Raw genomic sequence first — 22,944 nt, 5'->3', positions numbered from 1 at the left:
AAGCTAACCACTACTACTGCCTTCATGGTTCGGGACTTTCACCCTATAGATTGCACCCATGCCGGGCGCACAAAAAAGGCCGTTTAACATGTAAGTTAAACGGCCTTCACCTCTAATTATTATTTAGATTTTTTAACCGTTACTTTTGTTGCTTTTCCTGTATTACCAGCTTTATCTTTTGCTGAGACGTATAATGCGGAACCTGCTTTTTTCTTGCTGATTTTAACAGAGAATTTTCCGTTTTTATCAACTTTTGCCGTTCCGATGTTTTTATTGCTATACTTCACGGTTACGGTTGAACCGATTTCCGCTTTTCCAGTTACTTTTGTTGCTTTGTCGTTTACTTCATTCACTTTCGGTGCACCTGGAGCTGTTTTATCTTTAACCGTTACTTTTGCTGCTTTTCCTGTATTGCCCGCTTTGTCTTTTGCAGAGGCATATAATACGGACCCTGCTTTTTTCTTGCTGATTTTAATGGAGAAGTTCCCCTTTTTATCAGCTGTTGCCGTTCCGATGTTTTTATTGTTGTACTTCACGGTTACGATTGAACCGATTTCCGCTTTACCGGTTACTGAGGCAGCTTTATCGCTTACTTCATTCATTTTCGGTGCATCTGGGGCTGTTTTATCTAGAACAGTCACGGCTGCCGCCTTGCTTTCACGTTTTGCCAAGTCTGTAGCTGTGACTGAAAGTTTAGTGCCAGCCTTTTGCTTGCTGATTTTCACTTTGAAATTCCCTTTGCTGTCCGTGTTACCTGAACCAATCACTTTTTTTGCGTTATTTTTGATCGTGATTTTCATGTCCGCTTGTGATTGACCCGTTACATACGTATCTTTGTCACTTAGAGCTTTAACAGTTGGCTTGTTAGGGGTTTCACCCTTATTCACGAATACTTTGATTGAAGATACTGCCAGTTTGGAAGAATCAGAGATATTCACAGTTAGCTGCTGCTCAGCTTTTTGGACCGGAATAGTAACGGTGAACGTTCCGTTAGCTGCCGCCGTACCTTTACCGAGGGATTTCTTCCCGTTTTTCACTTCGATTACCGAACCTTTTTTAGCTGAACCAGTCAGTTTTGTTTGCGTATCCATTACAAGGTTGACTTTTGCTTGTAAATCCACTGTACTAAGTGCACTGTACGCATTCAGCCTTCCATACCCAGAGACTAAATCTTTTCCGACAGGCAGTTCTTCTTCTGGTATTATGATTTCTCCATCTTCTGGTTCATAGTCCTCATAAGGGTCTACATTATCTTCTTCTTCAAAAGCAACATATTCCGATGTCTCATGAAGGATTTCCCTTACTTCATTCACTTTCAGCCCAGGATTTCCGGACAATAACAAGGCTGTAGCTGCCGCAACATGAGGAGTTGCCATTGATGTACCATCCATGTAGGTAACATTCCCATTTAGTACAAGGCTTGGAATTCCTGTCCCTGGAGCGACCATGTCCAATTTCGCGCCATAATTGGAATAATCGGATACTAAATCAAGGGCATTGGTTGCACCGACAGATATCGCGTATTTTGATGATGCAGGATAAGAAAGACCTTCCGTCCCATCATTACCGCTTGCCACGACAACCATTACATTCTTGGCAGCGGCATGTTTCAAGGCATATTCAATCGTCCTGCTATATTCTCCGCCCAAGCTAAGGTTTATGACCTTTGCTCCATGATCCACGGCATATTTAATGCCTAGTGCAACTTTCTCATTGTCTCCAGCTCCTGAAGAATCCAAGACCTTCACAGGCATGATTTTAGCTACTGGATTGATTCCTTGCATGGAATATCCATTATCCGCTTTGGCAGCGATAATTCCGGATACATGTGTACCATGGCCATGGTCATCGATTGCCTTTTCATTCTTATCAATGAAGTTCTTGCCTAAGTCCATGCGAACTGTATCTTTCAAATCCGCCAGTGAATTATCGACACCCGTGTCGATAACCGCTACCAATGTATCTTTTAAATTACGTTTTTTAATTAGGCTTTGCAGTTTTTCGTTATCGATGTCCGCTCCCTTTATGCCCTCTTCGCCACCGGCGTTATTTAATGACCATTGATACGGTGATTGAATGTCGGCTGAAAGTGCTTTGTACGTTTTTACCGGTTCGATATATTCCACTTCAGGAAGTTTTTCGATACTGGATAAAGCTGCTGTACTCATATTAGCTTGATTCTTTAACTCTACAACGTACATATCATCATACAGAACCTCTTGGCGCTTAGGTGCCGATAATGTTCCATATCCTTTTCCGCTTACCTTGGATTGGACAGAGCTTAATGACTTCCCAGGTTTAAGTTTGACGATATATTTGTTCTTTATATTTTTCGAAGCCGGAAGTTTGATTCCTGCTTTGCTTGCGATATCAACGATTCTCTCACCTGCAAGCTTATCAAGATTGATTTTCTTTGCAATGCTGTTCATATCCTTTTTCAATCCAGCTGGAGCGACGCTTGCCGCCTTATTGAATAATGCTTTAATCGCTTCTTGCTGCTTATTGCTAATGACTGCCGTACTGCTTGCTCCATTTTCATTAAGATCCTCAATAAGGGGCTTAATGACGACTAAGTGGTTATAGACCGCTTCCCTGGCCTTTTTATTTCCAGCCAGATGAAGGGCCAGAAATGGGGAAGCCTTATAGTATAAAGAGGAAAGAGAGCGTCCCTCAGATGACTTCGTGAGAACTTCATCTCTAAACACGCGGAGTGTTTTCAACATGGATTCTCCCGTTTTCTTATCGTTTACACTCAATTCAACCGGGCATGCTTCGAGTTCCTCTTCGTCCCCAGAAGATGGCGGCAATGTTACTGAATGGGCATTGATGGAGTATTCAGCTTCATTTTTTGCATCGGGGATGGGATTTCCCTCATCATCCGTTTCGCCGAAATATTCAACTTTAACATAATACGTGCCTTCCCAAGCATATGGGAAATCAATTACAGCTTTTTCATCCGGTTTAGACGAGACAAGATAATTGCTCTCATCTTTTTCTGCTTTTTCTTTATTTTGATATACGGAAATATTCAAGATTTTGTCCGAATTGACTTCGAACTCAGCATGGGAGAATTTTTTTATTTCTTCTTTTGTAGGGGTGATTTGATACCATTGAACATCCGGTTTTTCAAACTTCCCGTCTAAAGTGTCCCCATTTTTAATCGTTTTTACATTTTCAATAGGTGTTGCAGTTGCAGCTTGAGAATTTAGTGGAACCATCAAGCTGATAATCAGTGCAAAAATAAGTACAAACGCCGTAAATCGACTCACATTCTTAAATTTCACAGTTTCCCCTCCAATAATTGGTTAAAAAATTACAGTACTATACCAAACTATCACACTGTAAAATTTTATCAACCAATTTTTTACCTTTTTTATGGCAAATACTTGATATATTGGGCCTTCAAGCCGAAAAATGATTCTCATGTACCAATTAAGCAAGATATTTAGGTTCCAATGCATTACTACCGCTTGTTGATTCCAAAATTTGATAGACTCATCGCAAATAGATTTAAATCGGGGGAAATCCTAACCATGACCTAATTCCTATGTTCAGCCGATGCCCACGCAAAAAAAAGCTGTCCCAGCATTAAAACATGCGGAACAGCCCTCAATCGATTTAGTTAGTTTGCGACGATATTGACTAATTTGCCTGGTACGGCAATAACTTTGCGGATGGTTTTCCCATCGATTTGTTCTTTGATGGAGTTATCCCCCATCGCAATTTCTTCCAGTTTTTCTTTTGTAGTGTCAGTCGGCACCATTAATTTCGCTTTGACTTTTCCATTGATTTGGATGACGATTTCGACTTCGTTATCCACTAACTTCGCTTCGTCGAACGCAGGCCATGTTCCGTATGTGATGCTCTCGGAGTGACCTAGTTTAGACCAAAGCTCCTCGGCGATATGCGGTGCAACTGGTGCAAGCAATTTGACGAAGCCTTCGATATATACCTTAGGAAGCGAATCCGCTTTATAGGCATCATTAATGAATACCATCAATTGTGAAATCGCCGTATTGAATTTCAATTCTTCATAGTTCTCGGTCACTTTTTTAACCGTTTGATGATAGACTTTTTCAAGCTTGCCCGTGTCATCCGTTTCGGTCACCTTATCTGTTATCGTATTGTCTTCGTTGACCAATAAACGCCAGATACGGTCAAGGAATCTGCGGGAGCCGTCCAATCCGTTTGTAGACCAGGCAATCGAAGCATCCAATGGTCCCATGAACATTTCGTACATTCGAAGTGTATCGGCACCATGGCTTTCAACGATATCATCCGGGTTCACGACATTCCCTTTGGATTTACTCATTTTTTCATTATTCTCGCCAAGGATCATTCCTTGGTTAAATAGGTTTTGGAAAGGTTCCTTCGTTGGCACGACACCGATATCGTACAGGAATTTATGCCAGAAACGAGCGTAAAGCAAGTGAAGCACCGCATGCTCAGCGCCGCCAATATAAATGTCGACCGGCATCCATTCTTTTAATTTTTCAGGATCTGCAAGTGCCTCCTTGTTGTCCGGATCGATATAACGAAGGAAGTACCAGCTGCTGCCTGCCCATTGTGGCATGGTGTTTGTCTCACGGCGCCCTTTTCGTCCGTTTTCATCCGTTACGTTCACCCATTCCGTAATGTTTGCAAGAGGTGATTCGCCTGTACCTGAAGGCTTGATGTCTGTCGCTTTCGGTAAAATCAATGGAAGTTCTTCTTCCTTCACTGCAGACATCGTGCCGTCTTCCCAATGTATGATTGGAATCGGTTCACCCCAGTAACGCTGACGGCTGAATAACCAGTCGCGAAGACGGTATGTTATTTTCTTCGTACCGATTTCTTTTTCTTCCAGCCATTTGATCATGGTTGAAATGCCTTCTTCTTTATTCAAGCCATCAAGGAATTCCGAATTCACATGAAGTCCATCGCCTGTATATGCTTCACTTGTCACATCTCCGCCAGCTACGACTTCCTTGATCGGCAATTCGAACTTGACTGCAAATTCATAATCACGCTCATCATGTGCAGGAACGGCCATGATCGCACCTGTTCCGTAGCTGATCAACACGTAATCAGCAATCCAGATCGGCATTTTTTCGCCGTTTACCGGATTAATGGCATAAGCCCCCGTAAACACGCCTGACTTATCCTTTGCCAAGTCTGTTCTTTCCAGGTCGCTTTTATGTTTCACTTCATCTAAATATGCGTCAACTGCTTTCCTTTGATCAGCCGTCGTAATTTTATCGACAAATGGATGTTCAGGTGCCAATACGGCATATGTTGCACCGAATAACGTATCCGGACGAGTCGTGAACACCGTGAATGTATCATCAAAGCCATCGATATTGAATGTAACCTCCGCGCCCTCGGAACGGCCAATCCAGTTACGTTGCATATCCTTGATGTTTTCAGGCCAATCGACATCATTCAAATCGTCGATTAAGCGGTCCGCATAAGCCGTGATTCGAAGCATCCACTGTTTCATCGGGCGGCGCTCAACCGGATGGCCCCCACGCTCACTTTTTCCATCGATGACTTCTTCGTTCGCCAATACCGTGCCAAGGGCTGGACACCAGTTAACGGCCACTTCATCAATATATGCAAGGCCCTTTTCATATAATTTCAAGAAGATCCATTGCGTCCATTTGTAATAGTCAGGGTCTGTCGTGTTAATTTCACGATCCCAGTCATAAGAAAAACCAAGGGCTTTGATTTGGCGGCGGAACGTGTTGATGTTGTGCTCCGTGAATTCAGCTGGATCATTTCCCGTATCGATCGCATATTGCTCTGCCGGAAGTCCAAAAGCGTCCCAGCCGATCGGATGCAAAACATTATACCCCTGCGCCCGTTTCATCCGTGCCAAAATATCGCTGGCCGTATAACCTTCCGGGTGACCCACATGAAGACCGGCCCCTGAAGGATATGGGAACATATCCAGCGCGTAGAATTTGCGTTTGCCGCTTTCTTCACCCGTTTTGAATGTCTTGTTGCCTTCCCAATACTGCTGCCATTTCGTTTCTATGCTTCTATGGTCAAAACTCATATTATTTCCTCCTAATTTCCGTATAAAAAAACAATAAAAAACCCCTCATCCCAAAATAGGGACGAGAGGATTATGTATATCTTCCCGCGGTACCACCCACATTGGCGATAGCTAAAATCCGCCCAGCTTAAAACATCATCCGTAACATGGATTAAAACGCCAGGCATTACTTTTTACCTTCACACCTGGAACTCCAAGGCGAGTTCACGACCATCCCAGGTTGACTTGCACCACCCGTCAACTCTCTTTACTGAAATAAAATCGCTACTGTTCCTCATCATAGTCTTTATGAGAATATTTGATTATATTACATTCTAGTCAATTTTACCGATAATTGCAATAGCCGTACATAAACATTATCGACAGGTTTTTCATTATATATGCGAATTCAAGGAAAAACGTGCAAAAAAAAGGGAGCTATGCATCCATAGCTCCCTTGCTCCTTTAATGTCGCAGTAATATCATTTCATTTTTCAATTCATTCAATTGCTGCCGCATCCGCGAAAGCATATCCCGTTGTTGGGCATTCGAACTGGCATACAATCGTTCCATATCAGTCAAAGCCTCTTCGATATACCTTTGCGAATTTTGAAATTGTTCATCATCATAATGCTCCTGCCGAGAGGCCTCGTTAAATTCAAACTCTGCAAAATGGAGAGCCCCTTCACATTGCTCTAAAAAATGATCGACGGATTGTCTGGTTGCCATTTCAAACCCTCTCCTTCGCGTCTCATTTGGATGACTCAGTATCATCTTGTTTAGTTTGAGCAAATAACGAGCGGATTATCATTTTTTTTGAGGAATCATCCTTTATCCCAAAACTTCTCCCCTTGATGGGAAATGAACCGCTCGATCCATTCGGCAAAGCCCATATGGAGTTTCTCGCCTTCTTCAAAATCATCGATATGGCCTTTTACCATTAAATAATCCTTATCACCTTTTGCGACGGCCTCCCCATCGATCACGATATTATCTTGATAAATGCAGGCCACTTTAAAGCATCCTTCGTAAGAACTTTCATATGTGTAATTAACAATATCATCCAGGCTATACAAATCATTTCCCTGACCAGATTCTACGCTATCGAACAGACGGCATCCATTCGTTATTTTCAAAAACTCTTTATAATCATCGGGCAGAAGCAATCCGGTTTTCTTTTCAAAGGAATGAATTTGTTCATCCGAAGCAGGTGAATTGAAGGTGCAAGTGGCTTTGTATACGAATCCATCCTCATTTACTTCAATCACCTGATTATTTTCGGCTAATTTCTTTTTCATTTGATTAATCGCTTCTTCAACTTGACCGGTCATGTCCATCAGCTCCCGATTGGATATAGTCATTCACTAGAGATACTAGAAAAAGCAGCTAATTGTTTAGCCTTCAAGTATACAGTATACGCTTATTTTTCAAAAAAAGACCTAGCTGCCCGAATGTTGTATAATATATGTTGCGCTTTATTTTTTACTTAGGAGGTTGCTGATTTGAATCAAGCAAACCCGTTTATATATGCAACGGATAACAAACGATATCATACATGGAATTACCACTTGAGAAATCATTTTGGACATAAGGTTTTTAAAGTTGCCCTTGATGGCGGTTTTGACTGTCCGAACCGTGATGGGACAGTCGCACATGGAGGCTGTACCTTCTGCAGTGCCTCAGGCTCGGGTGACTTTGCGGGCAGCAGGGTTGAACCGCTCGACGTCCAGTTCAAGCAAATCAGCGAACGTATGCATCATAAATGGAAAGACGGTAAGTATATGGCCTATTTCCAAGCGTTCACGAATACGCATGCACCCGTGGCAGAGCTTCGCGAGAAATATGAAAGTGTATTGACCCAGGAAGGTGTCGTCGGACTCTCCATTGCAACGCGTCCGGATTGCCTTCCAGATGATGTAGTCGAGTATTTAGCGGAATTGAACGAACGCACTTATCTATGGGTTGAACTTGGTCTTCAAACGGTTCATGAAAAGACCGCGACGATGATCAACCGTGCCCATGACTTCGATTGCTACAAAGAAGGGGTCGATAAACTGCGCAAACACGGCATCCGCGTATGCTCCCATATCATCAATGGCCTTCCTCAGGAAGATTACGACATGATGATGGAAACAGCCCGGGAAGTCGCCAAACTTGATGTGCAGGGCATAAAGATCCATTTACTTCATCTATTAAAAGGGACCCCTATGGTCAAACAATATGAAAAAGGCCTGCTTGAATTCCTTGACCGTGACGATTATGTCAGCCTGGTATGTGATCAACTGGAAATAATCCCTCCGGAAATGATCGTTCACCGCATAACGGGAGACGGCCCAATCGATTTGATGATCGGGCCAATGTGGAGCGTCAATAAATGGGATGTTTTGAATGCCATTGATGCCGAATTGCAACGCCGCAACAGCTGGCAGGGGAAAAATCATCAGACGGAGGTACAATCAGATGAAGCTTGACCGAATTTTGCCATTCGCCAGGATCCTGCTTGAAAAAGCGGTCCAGCCCGGGGATATTACCTTTGATGGCACGATGGGCAACGGTTTTGATACTGTCTTCCTGGCAGGACTAACCGGAGAAAACGGACATGTCTATAGTTTTGACATTCAGAAAGAAGCACTCCAAATCACAGCGGCCAAACTGATGTCCGAGAATTTACAGGAACACTGCACCCTCATTCACGATGGGCATGAACAACTCAGCAAATACATCAGAAAAGAACATTCCGGAAAGATCACAGGTGCCATATTCAACCTAGGCTACCTTCCTGGCGGTGACAAATCAATCATCACCCAAGCAGATACGACGATATCAGCTATTGAACAGCTGTTCGAGATGCTTGCACCTGAAGGCATCATCATCCTCGTCATTTACCATGGACATCCAGGAGGATCGGCTGAACGGGATGCATTGATGGATTATGTACAGAACTTCCCTCAACAAAAAGCGCATATCCTGAAATACGGCTTCATCAACCAAGCCAACAATCCGCCATTCATTGTAGCGATTGAAAAGAGATGATCGCTCCTGACACCGTTCTTTCGGAACGGTGTTTTTTCATTCGAAGGAAATGGCTACCCCTCAAATGATCGGCAGCAAATTTCCAATCATAACTTTTTGAATTTTTCGTCTATAATAATTATAATTAAAGAAAATAGATAAGAGGGTGTAGAAAAAATGGAACAGTTGCCTATTTCATTACTGACCGATATATTGACAGAAAGAATCAAAAGGGATTCGAGTGAAGAGTACGGGAGTTTTGTCAGATCACTTAATTCATTGACAGAAAAACAAAAAAACATGGAAGACCTCAAACAACTTGAAAATCATTTTGATAAGTTCCTGCCACAGCTCGATTTAGTGATTTCCACACAAAACCATGAAGAAATCATGAATATGAAAGCGACGCTTTTAGATTTATTCGCTAATGACTTGAGCTTTAAATCCATCTATCTCCTATCCACCGCCTTATCCAATAAAAATGAACTTACACATTTGAGCCAATTTATGTATCCGGTTCCTTTTTGGGCACCGGTCATCAAATCGTACGAATTGCTTACAAACGCAGGTTGATCCATTTCAAATAAAAAAAGCTGCTGAATGTCTCAATTCAGCAGCTTTTTCAATTATTCCGCAGGATTTACCGATCAAACGACATACCCTAATATCTTTAAACGATTTTCAACAAAACTCAGCGCATATTGGAATACATCATCACGCTCCGGTTCGTTGAAGATTTCATGATAAAGCTTCGGCCATTCCTTATATTGCTTTTCACTGGCCAGGTTATAATTAAACCACTCACGAACCGCCTTCTTATTCACGATTCGGTCATCTCCGCCCTGCATGACCAAAAGCGGCACATCCTGAAATTCGGGAATCTCTTCAAAAGCATCCTTCATCGCCTGTGCAAGCTCGCGATACCAGCGAATCGAAACCTTCGTGATATATAATGTATCGTTTCTATCGGATTCACGAATTTCCGCACTTCTCGTTGCCATTTCAGGTGTCAATCCGGATTCTACCCTTAACTGAGGCATCATGATGTTCAAACCATGCGAGATGGTTGTCAGGAACTTCCGCGGCTTCGTCACGAGGCCTAAACATGGAGAAGAAAGAATCACCCCTGCAATGTCCCATTCCTCTTCCTGAAGAAGGCGTATCGAAATCAAACCGCCCATGCTATGTCCAAGTAAAAAGACCGGCAACGAATATTCGTAAGCCTCTTCTATCCAGCTTTTCACTTCGTCTAAATATTCATCAAAGGAATCGATATGTCCCCGGTAGGCGCGAGTTGTCATACCCTGCCCAGGAAGGTCGCCCATGACGACATGGTATCCAGCTGAAAGCCACATTTGTGTTAACCACTTATAACGGCCGTGATGTTCCATCGCCCCATGAATGATGACAATGACGCCTTTTGCGTCTCCTTCTGTCTCCCATTTCCACATTCGAAATCCCCCTTTCACTTTTCACTTGTTGTATACGATCCATTATAGTTAAAATAATATATATAAATTATAACCATATTCGTGATTTTCGCCAAAAAAGAAACCTAACAAGTTGTACATTTATATTATAAATAGCCAAGTGTATTTGCATACGGTATATTAAAATAATACATAAAAACATTCACTTCGGAAAGGAAATGATTGAAAATGATTATTTATCCGTTTAAAGGTAAAGAACCTGATATCGCTGAAAGCGCTTATATTGCTGAAAACGCTGTCGTGACAGGTGATGTGAAAATTGGTGAAGAATCGTCAATTTGGTTCAATTCCGTCATACGCGGCGATGTATCCCCAACCATCATTGGGAACAAAGTCAGTATACAGGATAACAGCGTTCTGCACCAAAGCCCAAATAATCCATTGATCATCGAGGATGAAGTAACCATTGGCCATCAGGTCACTTTACATAGCTGTAAAATCCGAAAAGGAGCTTTGATCGGCATGGGCTCGATTGTGCTTGATGCAGCGGAAATCGGCGAAGGGGCTTTTATAGGTGCAGGCAGTCTCGTTCCCCAAGGCAAAGTCATTCCACCGAACATGTTGGCATTCGGACGCCCAGCTAAGGTCATTCGTGAAATCAACGAAGAAGACCGTCAGGATATGGAACGTATCGTACGCGAATATGCTGAAAAAGGGCAATACTACAAAACGGCAGAACGTATAAAATAAACTGAATATAGCGGGAACTTATAGGTACGCACCAAACTTACGAACTCACGAGTATATGAGCCAAATTCACGAGTAAATGAACCAATCTCACGAGTATTCGCACTAATCTCACGAGTAAACGAGCCAAACTCACGAGTATTCGCACTAAACTCACGAGTATTCGCACTAAACTCACGAGTATTCGCACCAAACTCACGAGTAAACGAGCCAAACTCACCAGTATTCGCACTAAACTCACGAGTAAACGAGCCAATCTCACGAGTAAACGCCCATTCTCATGAGTATACGCACCAAACTCACGAGTAAACGCACTAATCTCACGAGTATATGCACGTGAGTGGATTTCTATGGGATTTCTTGAATTATTCCCTCTGACGGCAAAATAAATCAATAAAAAAAGGTGTCCGCTATAAGCGGGACACCTTTTCATTTATTGATTATGCTTGTGCTTTTAATGTTTCTGCTTTATCTGTGCGTTCCCATGGAAGATCGACATCTGTACGGCCAAAGTGTCCGTATGCAGCTGTTTGTTTGTAAATCGGGCGACGAAGATCAAGCATTTTGATGATACCGGCTGGACGAAGGTCGAAGTTAGCGCGAACTAGGTCAACAAGGACTTCTTCGCTAACAGTACCAGTTCCGAACGTATCAATCGAGATCGATACAGGCTCTGCCACACCAATTGCGTATGCCAATTGAACTTCCGCTTTGTCAGCAAGGCCAGCTGCCACGATGTTTTTCGCAACGTAACGAGCAGCATATGCCGCAGAACGGTCAACTTTAGTAGCATCCTTACCAGAGAATGCACCGCCGCCGTGACGAGCGTATCCGCCATACGTATCAACGATGATTTTACGTCCAGTAAGACCAGCATCCCCTTGAGGTCCGCCAATTACGAAACGGCCAGTCGGGTTGATGAAGTACTTAGTTTCAGCATCGATCAATTCAGCTGGAACAACTGCTTTGATCACATGTTCTTTTAAATCTGCTTGAATTTGTTCAAGCGTAATTTCTGCATCATGCTGTGTAGAGATAACGATCGTATCTACACGTACAGGACGGTTATTCTCATCATACTCCACAGTTACCTGTGTTTTACCATCAGGGCGTAAGTAAGCAAGCGTTTCATCTTTACGAACTTGAGCCAGGCGGAATGAAAGTTTATGTGCCAATGAGATCGGAAGCGGCATAAGCTCTTCAGTTTCATTACAGGCAAATCCGAACATAAGACCTTGGTCCCCTGCACCGATTGCATCGATTTCTTCCTCTGACATGTTTCCTTCACGAGCTTCCAATGCTTTATCGACGCCAGCTGCGATATCGGCAGACTGCTCATCAATTGAACTTAATACAGCACAAGTTTCAGCATCGAAACCGTATTTCGCACGTGTGTAGCCAATTCCTGCAATCGTATCACGAACGATACGCGGAATATCCACGTAAGCGGATGTTGTAATTTCTCCAGCAACAAGTACAAGACCTGTTGTTACACTTGTTTCGCACGCAACACGTGCATTTGCATCCTTAGCAAGGATAGCATCTAAAATGGAATCTGAAATCTGATCACAAATCTTGTCCGGATGGCCCTCTGTAACAGATTCAGAAGTAAATAGACGTTTCTTTGACATCATATTTCCTCCTTGGAAGTTAGTATGTTGTAGGCATAAGCCTGATTTTTTACGGAACTCGTTTCCCTCATTAGTTTCAACTATAGACACAGAATTACTTATTAAAAACACAAAAACCTTCCCTGGCAAATGAGGAAAGGTTTAAAATTCTGTCTTCTATCCTTTCACTCTTATCGTTCAAGGGTTTTTTACCTTGCTCAGGTTAGCACCATCACCACTATTCCTTGAAGAACCATCGCTTTATTTTCGGCGATCGATCTTGGAGTCAAGTTCAATATGGCAGGTTGCTGGGTTTCAAAGGGCCTGTCCCTCCACCAACTCGGGATAAGAGAATCCGTACAATTTAAGATATTATCGTATCTGGTTGGAATTTGTCAATGCTTTTCTAAAAAAGAACATTTCCCCCAGAATGGCGTTCACGTGAAAATACGTGTTGGTTCAACGTCTTTAAAGGGTTTCCAAGCCGGGGCGAATAGAAATAATGAAAATTGCCATTAATAATAGAACATTGAGAACAAGAATTGGAAAGGCATCATGATTTACCATTCAAAATTAAGATGCTTCCATGAAAGTATATGCGATCATCCTGACTCGGTTCCTTCCCATTTAAATTGATTAATGCGGCCAGTTGAAAATTATCACAAAAAAAAATAAATAGTATAGACTATTTAAATGAATGTGTTATACTAATTGTAATATAAAAACTTAAACAAAGGAAGGTACCTCATATATGAATTCTGTAGATGTTTCTAATGAGTTACACCAATTATTAACAGGAAACAATGTTCAAACTCAACTTTCAGTTCCTCAATTGGTTGAAAAGGTATTGAGCAGAAACGAAGGCGTTTTAACATCAACTGGCGCAGTAAAAGCTGAAACCGGCAAATATACTGGTCGTTCACCTAAAGATAAATATATCGTGGAAGAAGCATCTGTTAAAGATAAAGTCGATTGGGGTTCAGTGAACCGGCCAATTTCCGAAGATGTGTTCAATAAACTATATAATAAAGTAGTTGACTACCTAAAAGCAAAAGAAGAGATTTTTGTTTTCAAAGGTTTCGCTGGTGCAGACGAATCATCACGCCTTCCTATCCAAGTTGTTAATGAATATGCTTGGCATAATCTTTTCGCCCATACTTTGTTCATCCGTCCAAACGAAGAGGAACTAAGAGGTCACGAATCAGAATTCACAATACTTTCGGCACCTAATTTCAAAGCAGATCCAGAAGTGGACGGAACTTCTTCTGAAACTTTCATCATCGTTTCATTTGAACGCCGCACCATCCTTATCGGCGGAACGGAATATGCAGGAGAAATGAAAAAATCGATCTTCTCGATCATGAACTACTTACTTCCAGAGGCTGGAATCCTTCCAATGCATTGCTCTGCTAACGTAGGACGTGAAGGGGACGTCGCTTTATTCTTCGGACTGTCCGGTACAGGTAAAACAACGTTATCCGCAGACACTAATCGTAAACTGATTGGCGATGACGAGCACGGCTGGTCTTCTAACGGTGTATTCAACATCGAAGGCGGCTGCTATGCGAAAACGATCAACCTTTCACGCGAAAAAGAACCACAAATTTTCGATGCGATCCGTTTCGGTGCCGTATTGGAAAACGTAGTTGTTGATCCTGAAACACGTGAAGCGAACTATGATGATAGTTCATTAACAGAAAACACTCGTGCTGCATACCAAATGCAAGCGATCGATAACATCGTGAGCCCAAGTATCGCAGGACACCCAAATACAATCATTTTCTTAACAGCTGATGCTTCAGGCGTACTGCCTCCAATCAGCAAGCTTTCCAAGGAACAGGCAATGTTCCATTTCCTAAGTGGGTACACAAGTAAATTGGCTGGTACTGAAAGAGGAGTAACTTCACCGGAAGCTACATTTTCAACATGTTTCGGTTCACCATTCTTACCGCTTCCCGCTACACGCTATGCTGAAATGCTTGGAGATAAAATTGACGAGCACAACGCAAAAGTATACCTTGTCAACACTGGATGGACTGGCGGTGCATACGGAACTGGCAGCCGTATGAAACTTGCTTACACTCGCGCGATGGTACAAGCGGCACTTGAAGGCGAATTAGCAAATATCGAGACAATTAAAGACGATATCTTTGGTTTGGATATTCCACTTCATGTTCCTGGTGTTCCTGATGAAGTGCTTCAACCAATCAAGACTTGGGAAGATTCTGCTGCATATACACAAGCAGCTACAGCTCTTGCTGCCCAATTCCGTGCAAACTTTAAAAAATTCGGAAGCGTTCCAAGTGAAATCGAAGAACTTGGCGGCCCGACGGCATAATAAATTGTACCAAAAGGACCAAGCCCTTGCTTGGTCCTTTCTTTATAAACTGACTAATCTGAGCAAAAAATCAACCATTACGATCTCACTGCTGTAAAAGCCACATTAGCCTGAAGCGCCAGGCAAACCAAATCTGCTCTTCACATGTCCGCATAGGAAGTCATATTTACAGAACATATAGTATTATCCAATCTATACTTTTGAATTAAAAACAGCCAAGAAACTGTCTCCTATGTTCCAGCTAGTGGCTATCATTCCATTTGTTCAGAAAGCCCGGGGAAAGGTCTCCTGAACCAATCCTATACATCCTGCTGGCCATATAAAAAACGAGGAAGTTCGTCATCATTTTTTCATACTATAAAACCACTCCTCTGCCCGCCCCACCTCCTCCTAACTACTAATATAGACTTCGCTGCAAATAAAAAATTACAGGTTCATCCTATTATTATTTCAAATGATTTTTTAACATGTTGCAAAACTTAAAGGGTGCTGACTGAGTCAACACCCTTTATTCTCTATCTATCCTATCCATTTCCGGCCTTGCAGCAGAATCAGTTGTTTATTAGATAATCATTTTGTTCCTTACTTCTTTCAAATGCTCTGTTTTATATTCGAATACATTGCCTAAGTTGACAATTTGGGTGTTATGTTTATTTGCATCAATGCAATTTCGAGTATCCAAAATTATTTTATGAGCCATCTTATTCGAAAGTTTGTCATAATCCATTTCTTTAAATTCATTATGATCGGTTAAGACAAGAATCAGGTCGGCATCCTTTACAGCGTCTTCGACAGAAACGACTGGCATTTTTCCAGATTGGACATGTGGGTCATGCAAGGATACTTCCACCTGATCCATGCTCATCAGGATATTTACAACATCAATGGCCGGGCTTTCACGGATATCATCTACATTTCCTTTGTAGGCAAGTCCAAAAACCGCTACCTTTGGTTTACGGATACCTTCAAGTAACATCCTGACACAATTGACGATATAATACGGCATAGAAACGTTCGTGTCGCGGGCTAATTTGATGATTCTAGCTGTCTCAGGAGCTTTAGCGACAATGAAATAAGGATCGACCGCGAGACAATGTCCACCTACCCCTGGTCCTGGTTGATGAATATTTACACGTGGATGCTTATTTGCCATTGATATGACATCCAATACATTGATATCCAATTGGAAGCAAACTTTAGCCAACTCATTCGCAAGAGCAATATTCACATCACGGAAGGTATTTTCCATCAACTTGGACATTTCAGCCGTTTTCGCATCCGTACGAATGATTTCCCCTTTAACGAAAGTTTCATAGACAAGGCTTCCTTTGTAGGAGCAGGCTTCTGTAATGCCGCCGACGATTCGGTTATTATGCACCAATTCTTCTAGTATTCTCCCAGGCAAGACACGTTCCGGACAATGTACGAGAAAGATATCTTTCCCGATCGTTAGCCCTGACATCTCAATCAATGGCTTGATATGATCATCCATGCTCCTTGGTGCAATCGTCGATTCAATAATGATGACATTTCCCTTCTGAACAAAAGGAAGAATACTTGAAGTTGCTTGCATAACATAGGTAAGATCACACGATTGGTGTTGATCTTCATTGTTTGGAGTTGGGACCGCAATGATGAAAACATCCGCAGGCTCAGGATTCAAGGCAGCACGAAATCTTTTGGCATCTAGCACTTCATTTAACACTTCTTCTAGTCCAGGTTCTTCAATATGGAGCTTTCCATTATTCAATTTATTAATAACATCAGGATGGATATCCACGCCAACAACATCTACTCCATGTTTTGCGAACATTAAAGATGTTGGAAGTCCTATATAACCTAGTCCCATTGTACATAATTTCATAATAACCACTCCTCATCATATTTTCTTCTAGTATTCTAGTTTTGTTAAGCTGATTGATAGATTTGGATGAAGATTTCTTTCTCTTGTTTCCAATTGTATTTTAGGCGGGCTTTCAGACAGTTGCTGCTCATTTCCGCTCTTTTTTCTGGATGCTTTAATAAATAATTGACTCCGTCTGCAATGGAACGGGGATCATGGGAGTCGACGCACATACCAACTTTCTCAGTGTCTACTACCTTTTGAATTTCTGGAAAGCTGCAGGCGATGACAGGAACTCCGCTCATCATATATTCAAACAACTTATTGGAAGAAGCAGAATAATGATTAAAGCAGACATTATTCAATACCTGAAAACCTAAATATGCGTTTTTCGTATAATGAAGCAAATCATCAACAGGCACCTTCGGGATAAATTTCACCCGATGTTCGAGGCCCATTGCCTCTACCTTTTTTATTAATTCAGGCTTGATCTTTCCATCTCCAATGAAAACAAGTGTTCCAGCTTCCATCATCGGCACTGCCTCAACCACTTTCTCTAACCCCCTGCCCGTTTGAATGCCGCCTTGATATAACAATATCGGCTCGTCCTCTGGCAGCTTGAGCAACTCGTGTAAATCCACGACTGTACTTTCCTCAGGCAATGTAGGGATTGGGTAGTTATGGACCACTTTCGGATACAGACCGTATAAGTCTTCATTATATTTAGCACGAGTATGATTTTCGGCAATCATTTCGTCGACAAATTTTAATAGAAACTTTTCCATTATCCCGTAAATCCGGCTATTATAACCGGTTCTGCTCGTTTGAACTTCATGAGAATCATATATGAGCTTTTTACGTCTTAGGAATTTACTGCTGATCGCTCCCTGCATTAACGTATTCAAATCATTCGAATGATAAAAGTCATATTTCTTTTTACGTCCGTAATGAACCATTTGAAAAAAAATATAGCTTCTTGTCAAAAGATTCGGTAGTTTTGTTTTCGTAACAATTGTGGCGATTATTGCAAGAAGCGCCATAACACTCACCAATACGACAGTACTGATCCAGCCCGTAATCAGGTTCATGTTCAACAAGGTATTCCAAACCAATAAAGTGAGAACGGTCAATTCAAACATCTTATTTTTCACTTTTTTCACGATTCTAAGTACTCTATTAAGTCTATCCCAGCGATTATTCACTCGAATGACATTAAATCCATTTTTATGTTTCTCTTTTTTTTGTAATTCTTCATTTTTCCAGTTATGAATGGCAATTAAGTCGACTTCATAACCTTCTTCAGTAAGGGCAGTGCACTCCCTTAGAACCCGTGCATCGTTGGTAAAATGATTCCACACAAACATACATACCTTCTTCGCCATTTTTACCTCCACTTTTCCAGATATGCCGTCAGCTAGATGCTTCCATCACGTTAATGAGCCCTTGAATATTTTTTGACCATAGAAAATTTTGTTTTGCATATCGATGGCCATTTTCACCCAGCTCTTCGCGAAGAGCCTTCTCAGAGGCCATTGTTAAAATATGTTGACTGATTTCATCAACCTTTCTACTATCTGCCACAATCCCGCATTGCGCCTCTGAAATCATTTGCCTGGCGCGCCCGCCGACATCACCGACAATCGGTTTCCCTACACACATATAGTCGATTATTTTCCCAGGCAGCACCTTGTTAAAGACATCCTTCTCAACTAAGCTTACATACGCAATATGGGATGAGGATACTTCCTTAAGAGTCACCCTCCTGTTCATCGCTTTGATGACCCTTATATTGGTCAACCCTTTAGAGGATATCTCGTCTTGGACATCGGACATTCGATAGCCATATCCAATAATCGTGAACTCAATTTGTTTATGTTCTTTCAGTGTTTCAGCAACTGCTATTAACTTTTTAATATCCTGGGCAAGTCCGATATTACCCGTATAAACGACCTTGATCCTATTTTCCGAAATTGGCGGAAGCCTTTTTTTCAAGTTCAGCTCGTCTGCAGTAAGCGAGTTTGGAATGAATTGGATATCATCATCTTTGACTCCTTTTGAAAGGATATAATCCCTAAATCCAGGACTATTGATGATAATTTGGTTAGAGTGTCGATATATTTTTCTTTCAAGGAAAAAAGCCATTTTCAAGATCCACTTATTCGTGAATACGCCTACTCCCTGCAATGATTCGGGCCATAAGTCTCTTACATCGGTTATTAGCTTTGCCTTCATCTTTTTCTTGGCAATCAATGCAGCAAATATCGGGAAAATAGGCGGGGTCGTGACAAACACATAGTCATATTTTTTTTCCAATCGAATGATTGTGTAAATGAAGAGCCACATCGCTTCCAAATAATGAAGCAAGCGTCTCCACATATTGCTTGTATACCTCTTCACTTTATCTGGTTGAATCCTGATGATATCTTTTTCCTCAATATCGACTTCATCCCAAAAATGGGAATCTTGATATAAACTTTGATGAGGATAACTCGGCTTCAAAGTGATGACTGTAACCTCATAGCCGCTTCGCTTCAAATTGAGATATACATTTTTCATCCTGTTTCCTGCGCTCCCAATTTCAGGATAAAAGTTTTGCACAATCATCAGGACACTTTTCATATGAGCCTATCACCTCGATTCTTAATATCGTCCTGCTTTTTATTGTAAATGGACGATATTAAGCGGGGGTTAAAGAAATATAAAGTCCCTATTAAGTTTGTAAATATTCTGTTAATTGTTGCGTTAATAAAATTTTTCTTAAGAACAACTCGTTATAATAGGGAGGAAATAAAGAAAGCGAGGAAATCATAATGCCTAAAAATCGTTTAAAGGTCATGACTGTGTTTGGGACAAGACCGGAGGCCATTAAAATGGCACCTGTCGTATTGGAACTGAAAAAACACCAGGAAGAAATCGAAACCATCGTAGTGGTCACCGCCCAGCATCGAGATATGCTTGATCAAGTCCTGCAATGTTTCAAAATAAGACCAGACTACGATTTGAATATGATGAAAGAAAGACAAACATTAGAAGAGATCACAACTCGCGGTATTGGGGAACTGAGCGCTCTTATGAAAGAACTGCAACCAGATATCGTGCTCGTTCATGGAGATACAACGACGACTTTCATCGCCAGCTTAGCCGCTTTTTATAATAAAATTCAAATTGGCCATGTTGAGGCTGGTCTTCGGACGGGTAATAAGTATTCTCCATATCCTGAAGAAATGAATAGACAGCTGACAGGCGTCTTAGCTGATTTGCATTTTGCCCCAACAAATCAGGCAGCAGAGAATCTAATTTTGGAAAATAAAAAGAGTGATTCGATCCATATTACCGGCAATACGGCTATCGATGCTTTGAAAACCACAGTAAGGAAAGACTACGAACATCCAATTCTATCTGGCTTGAATGGAGATCGTATGTTATTGATGACAGCGCACAGACGAGAAAATATCGGTAAACCAATGGAAGAAATATTCCGTTCCGTCAAACGGCTGCTTGAAGATCACACGGATATCCAAGTTGTTTTCCCACTTCATAAAAACCCAGTCGTCCGTGAAATTGCTTACCGGATTTTTGGTGAAACGGAAAGACTTCACTTAATAGAGCCGCTTGAGGTGCTTGATTTTCATAATTTTGCGGCACACGCCCATCTAATAATGACAGATTCCGGAGGGGTGCAAGAAGAAGCTCCCTCACTTGGTGTTCCTGTCCTTGTATTACGCGATACGACAGAACGGCCAGAAGGGATTGAGGCTGGCACCCTTCTATTGGCAGGAATTGAGGAAGAACGAATTTATCAATTAGCCACAGACTTACTTACAAATGAAGAAACCTATAAAAAAATGGCGACAGCTTCCAACCCATATGGGGACGGGTTTGCTTCAAAGCGGATTGTTGAAATCCTATTAAAGCATTGTGAATTGCAATCGCCCCTTCCATTATGAAAATAGTTCATGAAAGTAAGATAACGGAAAACGCCTGCCACTTTAGCGGCAGGCGTTTTCTCATTGGGTTGGATTTTAAAACGGATCACTTCCACTTTCAGGTTCTAAGCCAATGTCGGCAGTGCTTGTTCTTCAGTTGCAGCACTCGTACCATTTGCCCTTTCTGCAGAGATAACCGCTATTTCTTTTATTGAATGTGCTCCAGCAGTGACATCCTTGGAAAAGATGAATTACTTTCCTTTTACTTTTAATATTTCATCTTATTTAGAAACATAAGCTACTTCTTTATATTTTCTAATGCTCTATAAGCATTTGCTTCTCCTGAACCAAATAAAGCATCTTGTCCATTCTTTCCATAGTCAAGAGCTGTTTGCTTAATACGTGCTGTTACTTGGGCAGGTTTATACTCCGGATGAGCTGCCTTAATAACTCCTGCAATTCCAGCTACTTGAGGAGTGGCCATAGAAGTACCAGCATTAAACTCATATGAAGTACCTAAATAGGTAGGCCAAGTACTTAGGATTAAGTTACTTGGATCAGCAGCCGCAGGATCATTGGTTTCAGCATATTTAGGCCCATAATCTCCTCCAGGAGCTGCCACGTCAATAGCACTGTTTCCATAATTAGAGTAGAAAGCAAGCTGCTGAGTTGACCATTTTGTGGTGGCAGACACATTAATAACTCCTGGCATTTGTGCTGGTACTACAGTTGCAGGCCCTTTCACGCTCATTCCATATGGTTCATACATTTTATTTAAATATTCGTTTACTTCCTTCTTGTCATCTAAATTTAAACTTTCATTACCACTACCGGCTACTACAGTTACTCCATTCTTTACTGCATATTGAATTGCTCTCTTCCAAAGTAACGTTTCAGCGACTGATTTATAACTTTCTCCCTCAATTGTCATTTTGGTATTATTATAGAATCGAAGAGACATATTAATAACATCTACCTTGTCATTTGTTGCTGCAATAATTCCATCTATAATCCAAGCTGGTAATCCAAAGGCTTGCTCTGAGTAAAATACGCGATAGGATCGGATTCCTAAATCTGGTCCTACACCTTTTACTTTACCATTTGCTCCAATGATCCCGGCAACGTGTGTACCGTGCCCATTGCGATCTTTTATATCTGAAGGGTCACCTGTTTCAGATTCATCCATTTCAGCAGGAACAAGATTACGTCCACCTATTATATTACTCTTTAAGTCAGGATGAGACTCATCAATTCCAGTATCAATCACTCCCACCACTGCTTTATGAGTAATACTACCATCTTTATTTTTATATCCGCCTGTTTCTAAATCATATGATTTCCCGTCGTTGGTCACCCTTTTAATATCCCATTGGGAGTCCCAATAACCCTCTGAATTTTGCTGGCTGATGATACTAGACTCATAGTTATAAGGGCTGATTGCTGTTTTGTCTAAGGTTAGGGGAATTTCTCTGTTAGCAGCTTCTATTGAGGAATTACCTTTTAGGTTTTTAAGAAAAGAAGGCTGGTCAGATTGAGCTTCTATTCCTCCAACTTCGGGAAGAACTTTAATTACTTTACCACCAGCTTTCCGTATTACCTCTTGATAATTCTCTGGTAATCCACTTTTAAAAGCTATTGCGTATGTGTCATTCATCTCATTTTGACTCTTAGCTTGGGTAGGAACACCACCAACTGACAATATCCCTGCTCCTACTGCAATCGAAAGTACCGTATGTAGAATTTTCTTTTTCATATGTCTCCTCCTATATATGGAAAATATTCATCATTTACTATCTTAATATACAACAACTTAATTTCCAAGTTTTCCTAATCAATCTCATATTATTGAAATAAAGAATGAATATTTTTTAAAAAATAAAAGAGCAGCGTCCCGTGACAAAGCTCGGAATACTCCTCTCATTATTATTTGTGATGAACGCAATATGTATCGTCATTAGTTCCAACGTTAAAAACATAAATATATTAAATGGAATGACAAAATAGCTTCTGTACGCAACTCCC

General features: G+C 41.4%; 16 protein-coding genes, 1 riboswitch and 1 other annotated feature. Of the genes, 6 read left to right on the top strand and 10 right to left on the bottom strand.

Annotated features, from left to right (window positions below; genetic code table 11):
* Nucleotides 1-119 precede the first annotated feature (119 nt).
* The 4 genes from N9I19_RS16815 to N9I19_RS16800 form a co-directional block, all read right to left on the bottom strand.
* Nucleotides 120-3,284: a S8 family peptidase gene (locus N9I19_RS16815; RefSeq protein WP_317778463.1), complete on the bottom strand. Its 3,165-nt coding sequence runs from the start codon at nt 3,282-3,284 to the stop codon at nt 120-122.
* A 338-nt stretch (nt 3,285-3,622) separates the two neighbouring features.
* Nucleotides 3,623-6,037 carry a leucine--tRNA ligase gene (gene leuS / locus N9I19_RS16810; protein WP_289319484.1) on the bottom strand — a complete coding sequence of 805 codons (2,415 nt, stop codon included), beginning with the start codon at nt 6,035-6,037 and terminating at the stop codon, nt 3,623-3,625.
* Between the two features lie 54 nt (nt 6,038-6,091).
* Nucleotides 6,092-6,327, bottom strand: a binding site (T-box leader).
* A 154-nt stretch (nt 6,328-6,481) separates the two neighbouring features.
* The gene (locus tag N9I19_RS16805; protein WP_061465304.1) at nt 6,482-6,745 is read right to left on the bottom strand and encodes a DUF2524 family protein; all 264 of its coding nucleotides are present in this window, start codon (nt 6,743-6,745) and stop codon (nt 6,482-6,484) included.
* A 95-nt stretch (nt 6,746-6,840) separates the two neighbouring features.
* Nucleotides 6,841-7,347, bottom strand: a complete 507-nt coding sequence (locus N9I19_RS16800; RefSeq protein ID WP_317778462.1) for an SMI1/KNR4 family protein — start codon at nt 7,345-7,347, stop codon at nt 6,841-6,843.
* A gap of 171 nt (nt 7,348-7,518) precedes the next feature.
* On the opposite strand from N9I19_RS16800, the gene mnmL reads away from it, so the two are divergent.
* The 3 genes from mnmL (at nt 7,519) to N9I19_RS16785 (ending at nt 9,601) form a co-directional block, all read left to right on the top strand.
* Nucleotides 7,519-8,487, top strand: coding sequence for a tRNA modification radical SAM protein MnmL/YtqA (mnmL, locus tag N9I19_RS16795; RefSeq protein ID WP_284469443.1), 969 nt, complete (start codon nt 7,519-7,521; stop codon nt 8,485-8,487).
* The gene (gene mnmM / locus N9I19_RS16790) at nt 8,477-9,049 is read left to right on the top strand and encodes a tRNA 5-(aminomethyl)-2-thiouridylate-methyltransferase MnmM (RefSeq protein ID WP_317778461.1); all 573 of its coding nucleotides are present in this window, start codon (nt 8,477-8,479) and stop codon (nt 9,047-9,049) included. Before mnmL ends, mnmM begins: the two co-directional genes overlap by 11 nt.
* Nucleotides 9,050-9,205: 156 nt before the next feature.
* Nucleotides 9,206-9,601, top strand: a complete 396-nt coding sequence (locus tag N9I19_RS16785) for a hypothetical protein (protein WP_317778460.1) — start codon at nt 9,206-9,208, stop codon at nt 9,599-9,601.
* Nucleotides 9,602-9,675: 74 nt separating this feature from the next.
* Here the strand turns inward: N9I19_RS16785 and N9I19_RS16780 are convergent, their stop codons facing one another.
* Complete coding sequence (locus N9I19_RS16780) at nt 9,676-10,479, bottom strand: alpha/beta hydrolase (RefSeq protein WP_317778459.1); 804 nt, start codon at nt 10,477-10,479, stop codon at nt 9,676-9,678.
* Nucleotides 10,480-10,689: 210 nt separating this feature from the next.
* Here N9I19_RS16780 and N9I19_RS16775 point away from each other — a divergent pair, with 210 nt between their 5' ends.
* Entirely contained in the window at nt 10,690-11,208 is a 519-nt protein-coding gene (locus N9I19_RS16775) for a gamma carbonic anhydrase (RefSeq protein WP_317778466.1), read from the top strand.
* A gap of 437 nt (nt 11,209-11,645) precedes the next feature.
* Here the strand turns inward: N9I19_RS16775 and metK are convergent, their stop codons facing one another.
* The gene (metK, locus tag N9I19_RS16770; protein WP_125161285.1) at nt 11,646-12,839 is read right to left on the bottom strand and encodes a methionine adenosyltransferase; all 1,194 of its coding nucleotides are present in this window, start codon (nt 12,837-12,839) and stop codon (nt 11,646-11,648) included.
* Between the two features lie 164 nt (nt 12,840-13,003).
* Nucleotides 13,004-13,167, bottom strand: a riboswitch (SAM riboswitch).
* A 399-nt stretch (nt 13,168-13,566) separates the two neighbouring features.
* Here metK and pckA point away from each other — a divergent pair.
* Complete coding sequence (gene pckA / locus N9I19_RS16765) at nt 13,567-15,153, top strand: phosphoenolpyruvate carboxykinase (ATP) (protein WP_317778458.1); 1,587 nt, start codon at nt 13,567-13,569, stop codon at nt 15,151-15,153.
* 562 nt (nt 15,154-15,715) lie between these two features.
* Here the strand turns inward: pckA and N9I19_RS16760 are convergent.
* From N9I19_RS16760 to N9I19_RS16750, 3 genes are read right to left on the bottom strand one after another with little or no spacing between them, the layout of a single operon-like run.
* The gene (locus N9I19_RS16760; protein ID WP_089362668.1) at nt 15,716-17,017 is read right to left on the bottom strand and encodes a nucleotide sugar dehydrogenase; all 1,302 of its coding nucleotides are present in this window, start codon (nt 17,015-17,017) and stop codon (nt 15,716-15,718) included.
* Between the two features lie 44 nt (nt 17,018-17,061).
* A complete protein-coding gene (locus tag N9I19_RS16755; protein ID WP_284469440.1) occupies nt 17,062-18,378 on the bottom strand; it encodes a glycosyltransferase in 1,317 nt (438 codons plus the stop codon).
* 28 nt (nt 18,379-18,406) lie between these two features.
* Complete coding sequence (locus N9I19_RS16750) at nt 18,407-19,615, bottom strand: glycosyltransferase family 4 protein (protein WP_317778457.1); 1,209 nt, start codon at nt 19,613-19,615, stop codon at nt 18,407-18,409.
* Nucleotides 19,616-19,806: 191 nt separating this feature from the next.
* On the opposite strand from N9I19_RS16750, the gene wecB reads away from it, so the two are divergent.
* Complete coding sequence (gene wecB, locus N9I19_RS16745) at nt 19,807-20,943, top strand: non-hydrolyzing UDP-N-acetylglucosamine 2-epimerase (protein WP_089362665.1); 1,137 nt, start codon at nt 19,807-19,809, stop codon at nt 20,941-20,943.
* Nucleotides 20,944-21,220: 277 nt separating this feature from the next.
* Here the strand turns inward: wecB and N9I19_RS16740 are convergent, their stop codons facing one another.
* Nucleotides 21,221-22,675 carry a S8 family serine peptidase gene (locus tag N9I19_RS16740; RefSeq protein WP_317778456.1) on the bottom strand — a complete coding sequence of 485 codons (1,455 nt, stop codon included), beginning with the start codon at nt 22,673-22,675 and terminating at the stop codon, nt 21,221-21,223.
* Nucleotides 22,676-22,944: the final 269 nt, after the last annotated feature.

It is taken from the genome of Peribacillus sp. CSMR9 (genome assembly GCF_033141925.1).
GTDB classification, from domain to species: Bacteria; Bacillota; Bacilli; order Bacillales; family DSM-1321; genus Peribacillus; species Peribacillus simplex_A.
This window is presented reverse-complemented; position numbering and strand designations above follow the sequence as displayed.

Excerpts from the sequence above, each read along its gene's own strand:
- leuS (WP_289319484.1), bottom strand. The coding sequence starts at position 6,037 with ATGAGTTTTGACCATAGAAGCATAGAAACGAAATGGCAGCAGTATTGG.
- N9I19_RS16805 (WP_061465304.1), bottom strand. The coding sequence starts at position 6,745 with ATGGCAACCAGACAATCCGTCGATCATTTTTTAGAGCAATGTGAAGGG.
- N9I19_RS16800 (WP_317778462.1), bottom strand. The coding sequence starts at position 7,347 with ATGACCGGTCAAGTTGAAGAAGCGATTAATCAAATGAAAAAGAAATTA.
- mnmM (WP_317778461.1), top strand. The coding sequence starts at position 8,477 with ATGAAGCTTGACCGAATTTTGCCATTCGCCAGGATCCTGCTTGAAAAA.
- N9I19_RS16785 (WP_317778460.1), top strand. The coding sequence starts at position 9,206 with ATGGAACAGTTGCCTATTTCATTACTGACCGATATATTGACAGAAAGA.
- N9I19_RS16780 (WP_317778459.1), bottom strand. The coding sequence starts at position 10,479 with ATGTGGAAATGGGAGACAGAAGGAGACGCAAAAGGCGTCATTGTCATC.
- metK (WP_125161285.1), bottom strand. The coding sequence starts at position 12,839 with ATGATGTCAAAGAAACGTCTATTTACTTCTGAATCTGTTACAGAGGGC.
- pckA (WP_317778458.1), top strand. The coding sequence starts at position 13,567 with ATGAATTCTGTAGATGTTTCTAATGAGTTACACCAATTATTAACAGGA.
- N9I19_RS16760 (WP_089362668.1), bottom strand. The coding sequence starts at position 17,017 with ATGAAATTATGTACAATGGGACTAGGTTATATAGGACTTCCAACATCT.
- N9I19_RS16755 (WP_284469440.1), bottom strand. The coding sequence starts at position 18,378 with ATGGCGAAGAAGGTATGTATGTTTGTGTGGAATCATTTTACCAACGAT.
- N9I19_RS16750 (WP_317778457.1), bottom strand. The coding sequence starts at position 19,615 with ATGAAAAGTGTCCTGATGATTGTGCAAAACTTTTATCCTGAAATTGGG.
- wecB (WP_089362665.1), top strand. The coding sequence starts at position 19,807 with ATGCCTAAAAATCGTTTAAAGGTCATGACTGTGTTTGGGACAAGACCG.
- N9I19_RS16740 (WP_317778456.1), bottom strand. The coding sequence starts at position 22,675 with ATGAAAAAGAAAATTCTACATACGGTACTTTCGATTGCAGTAGGAGCA.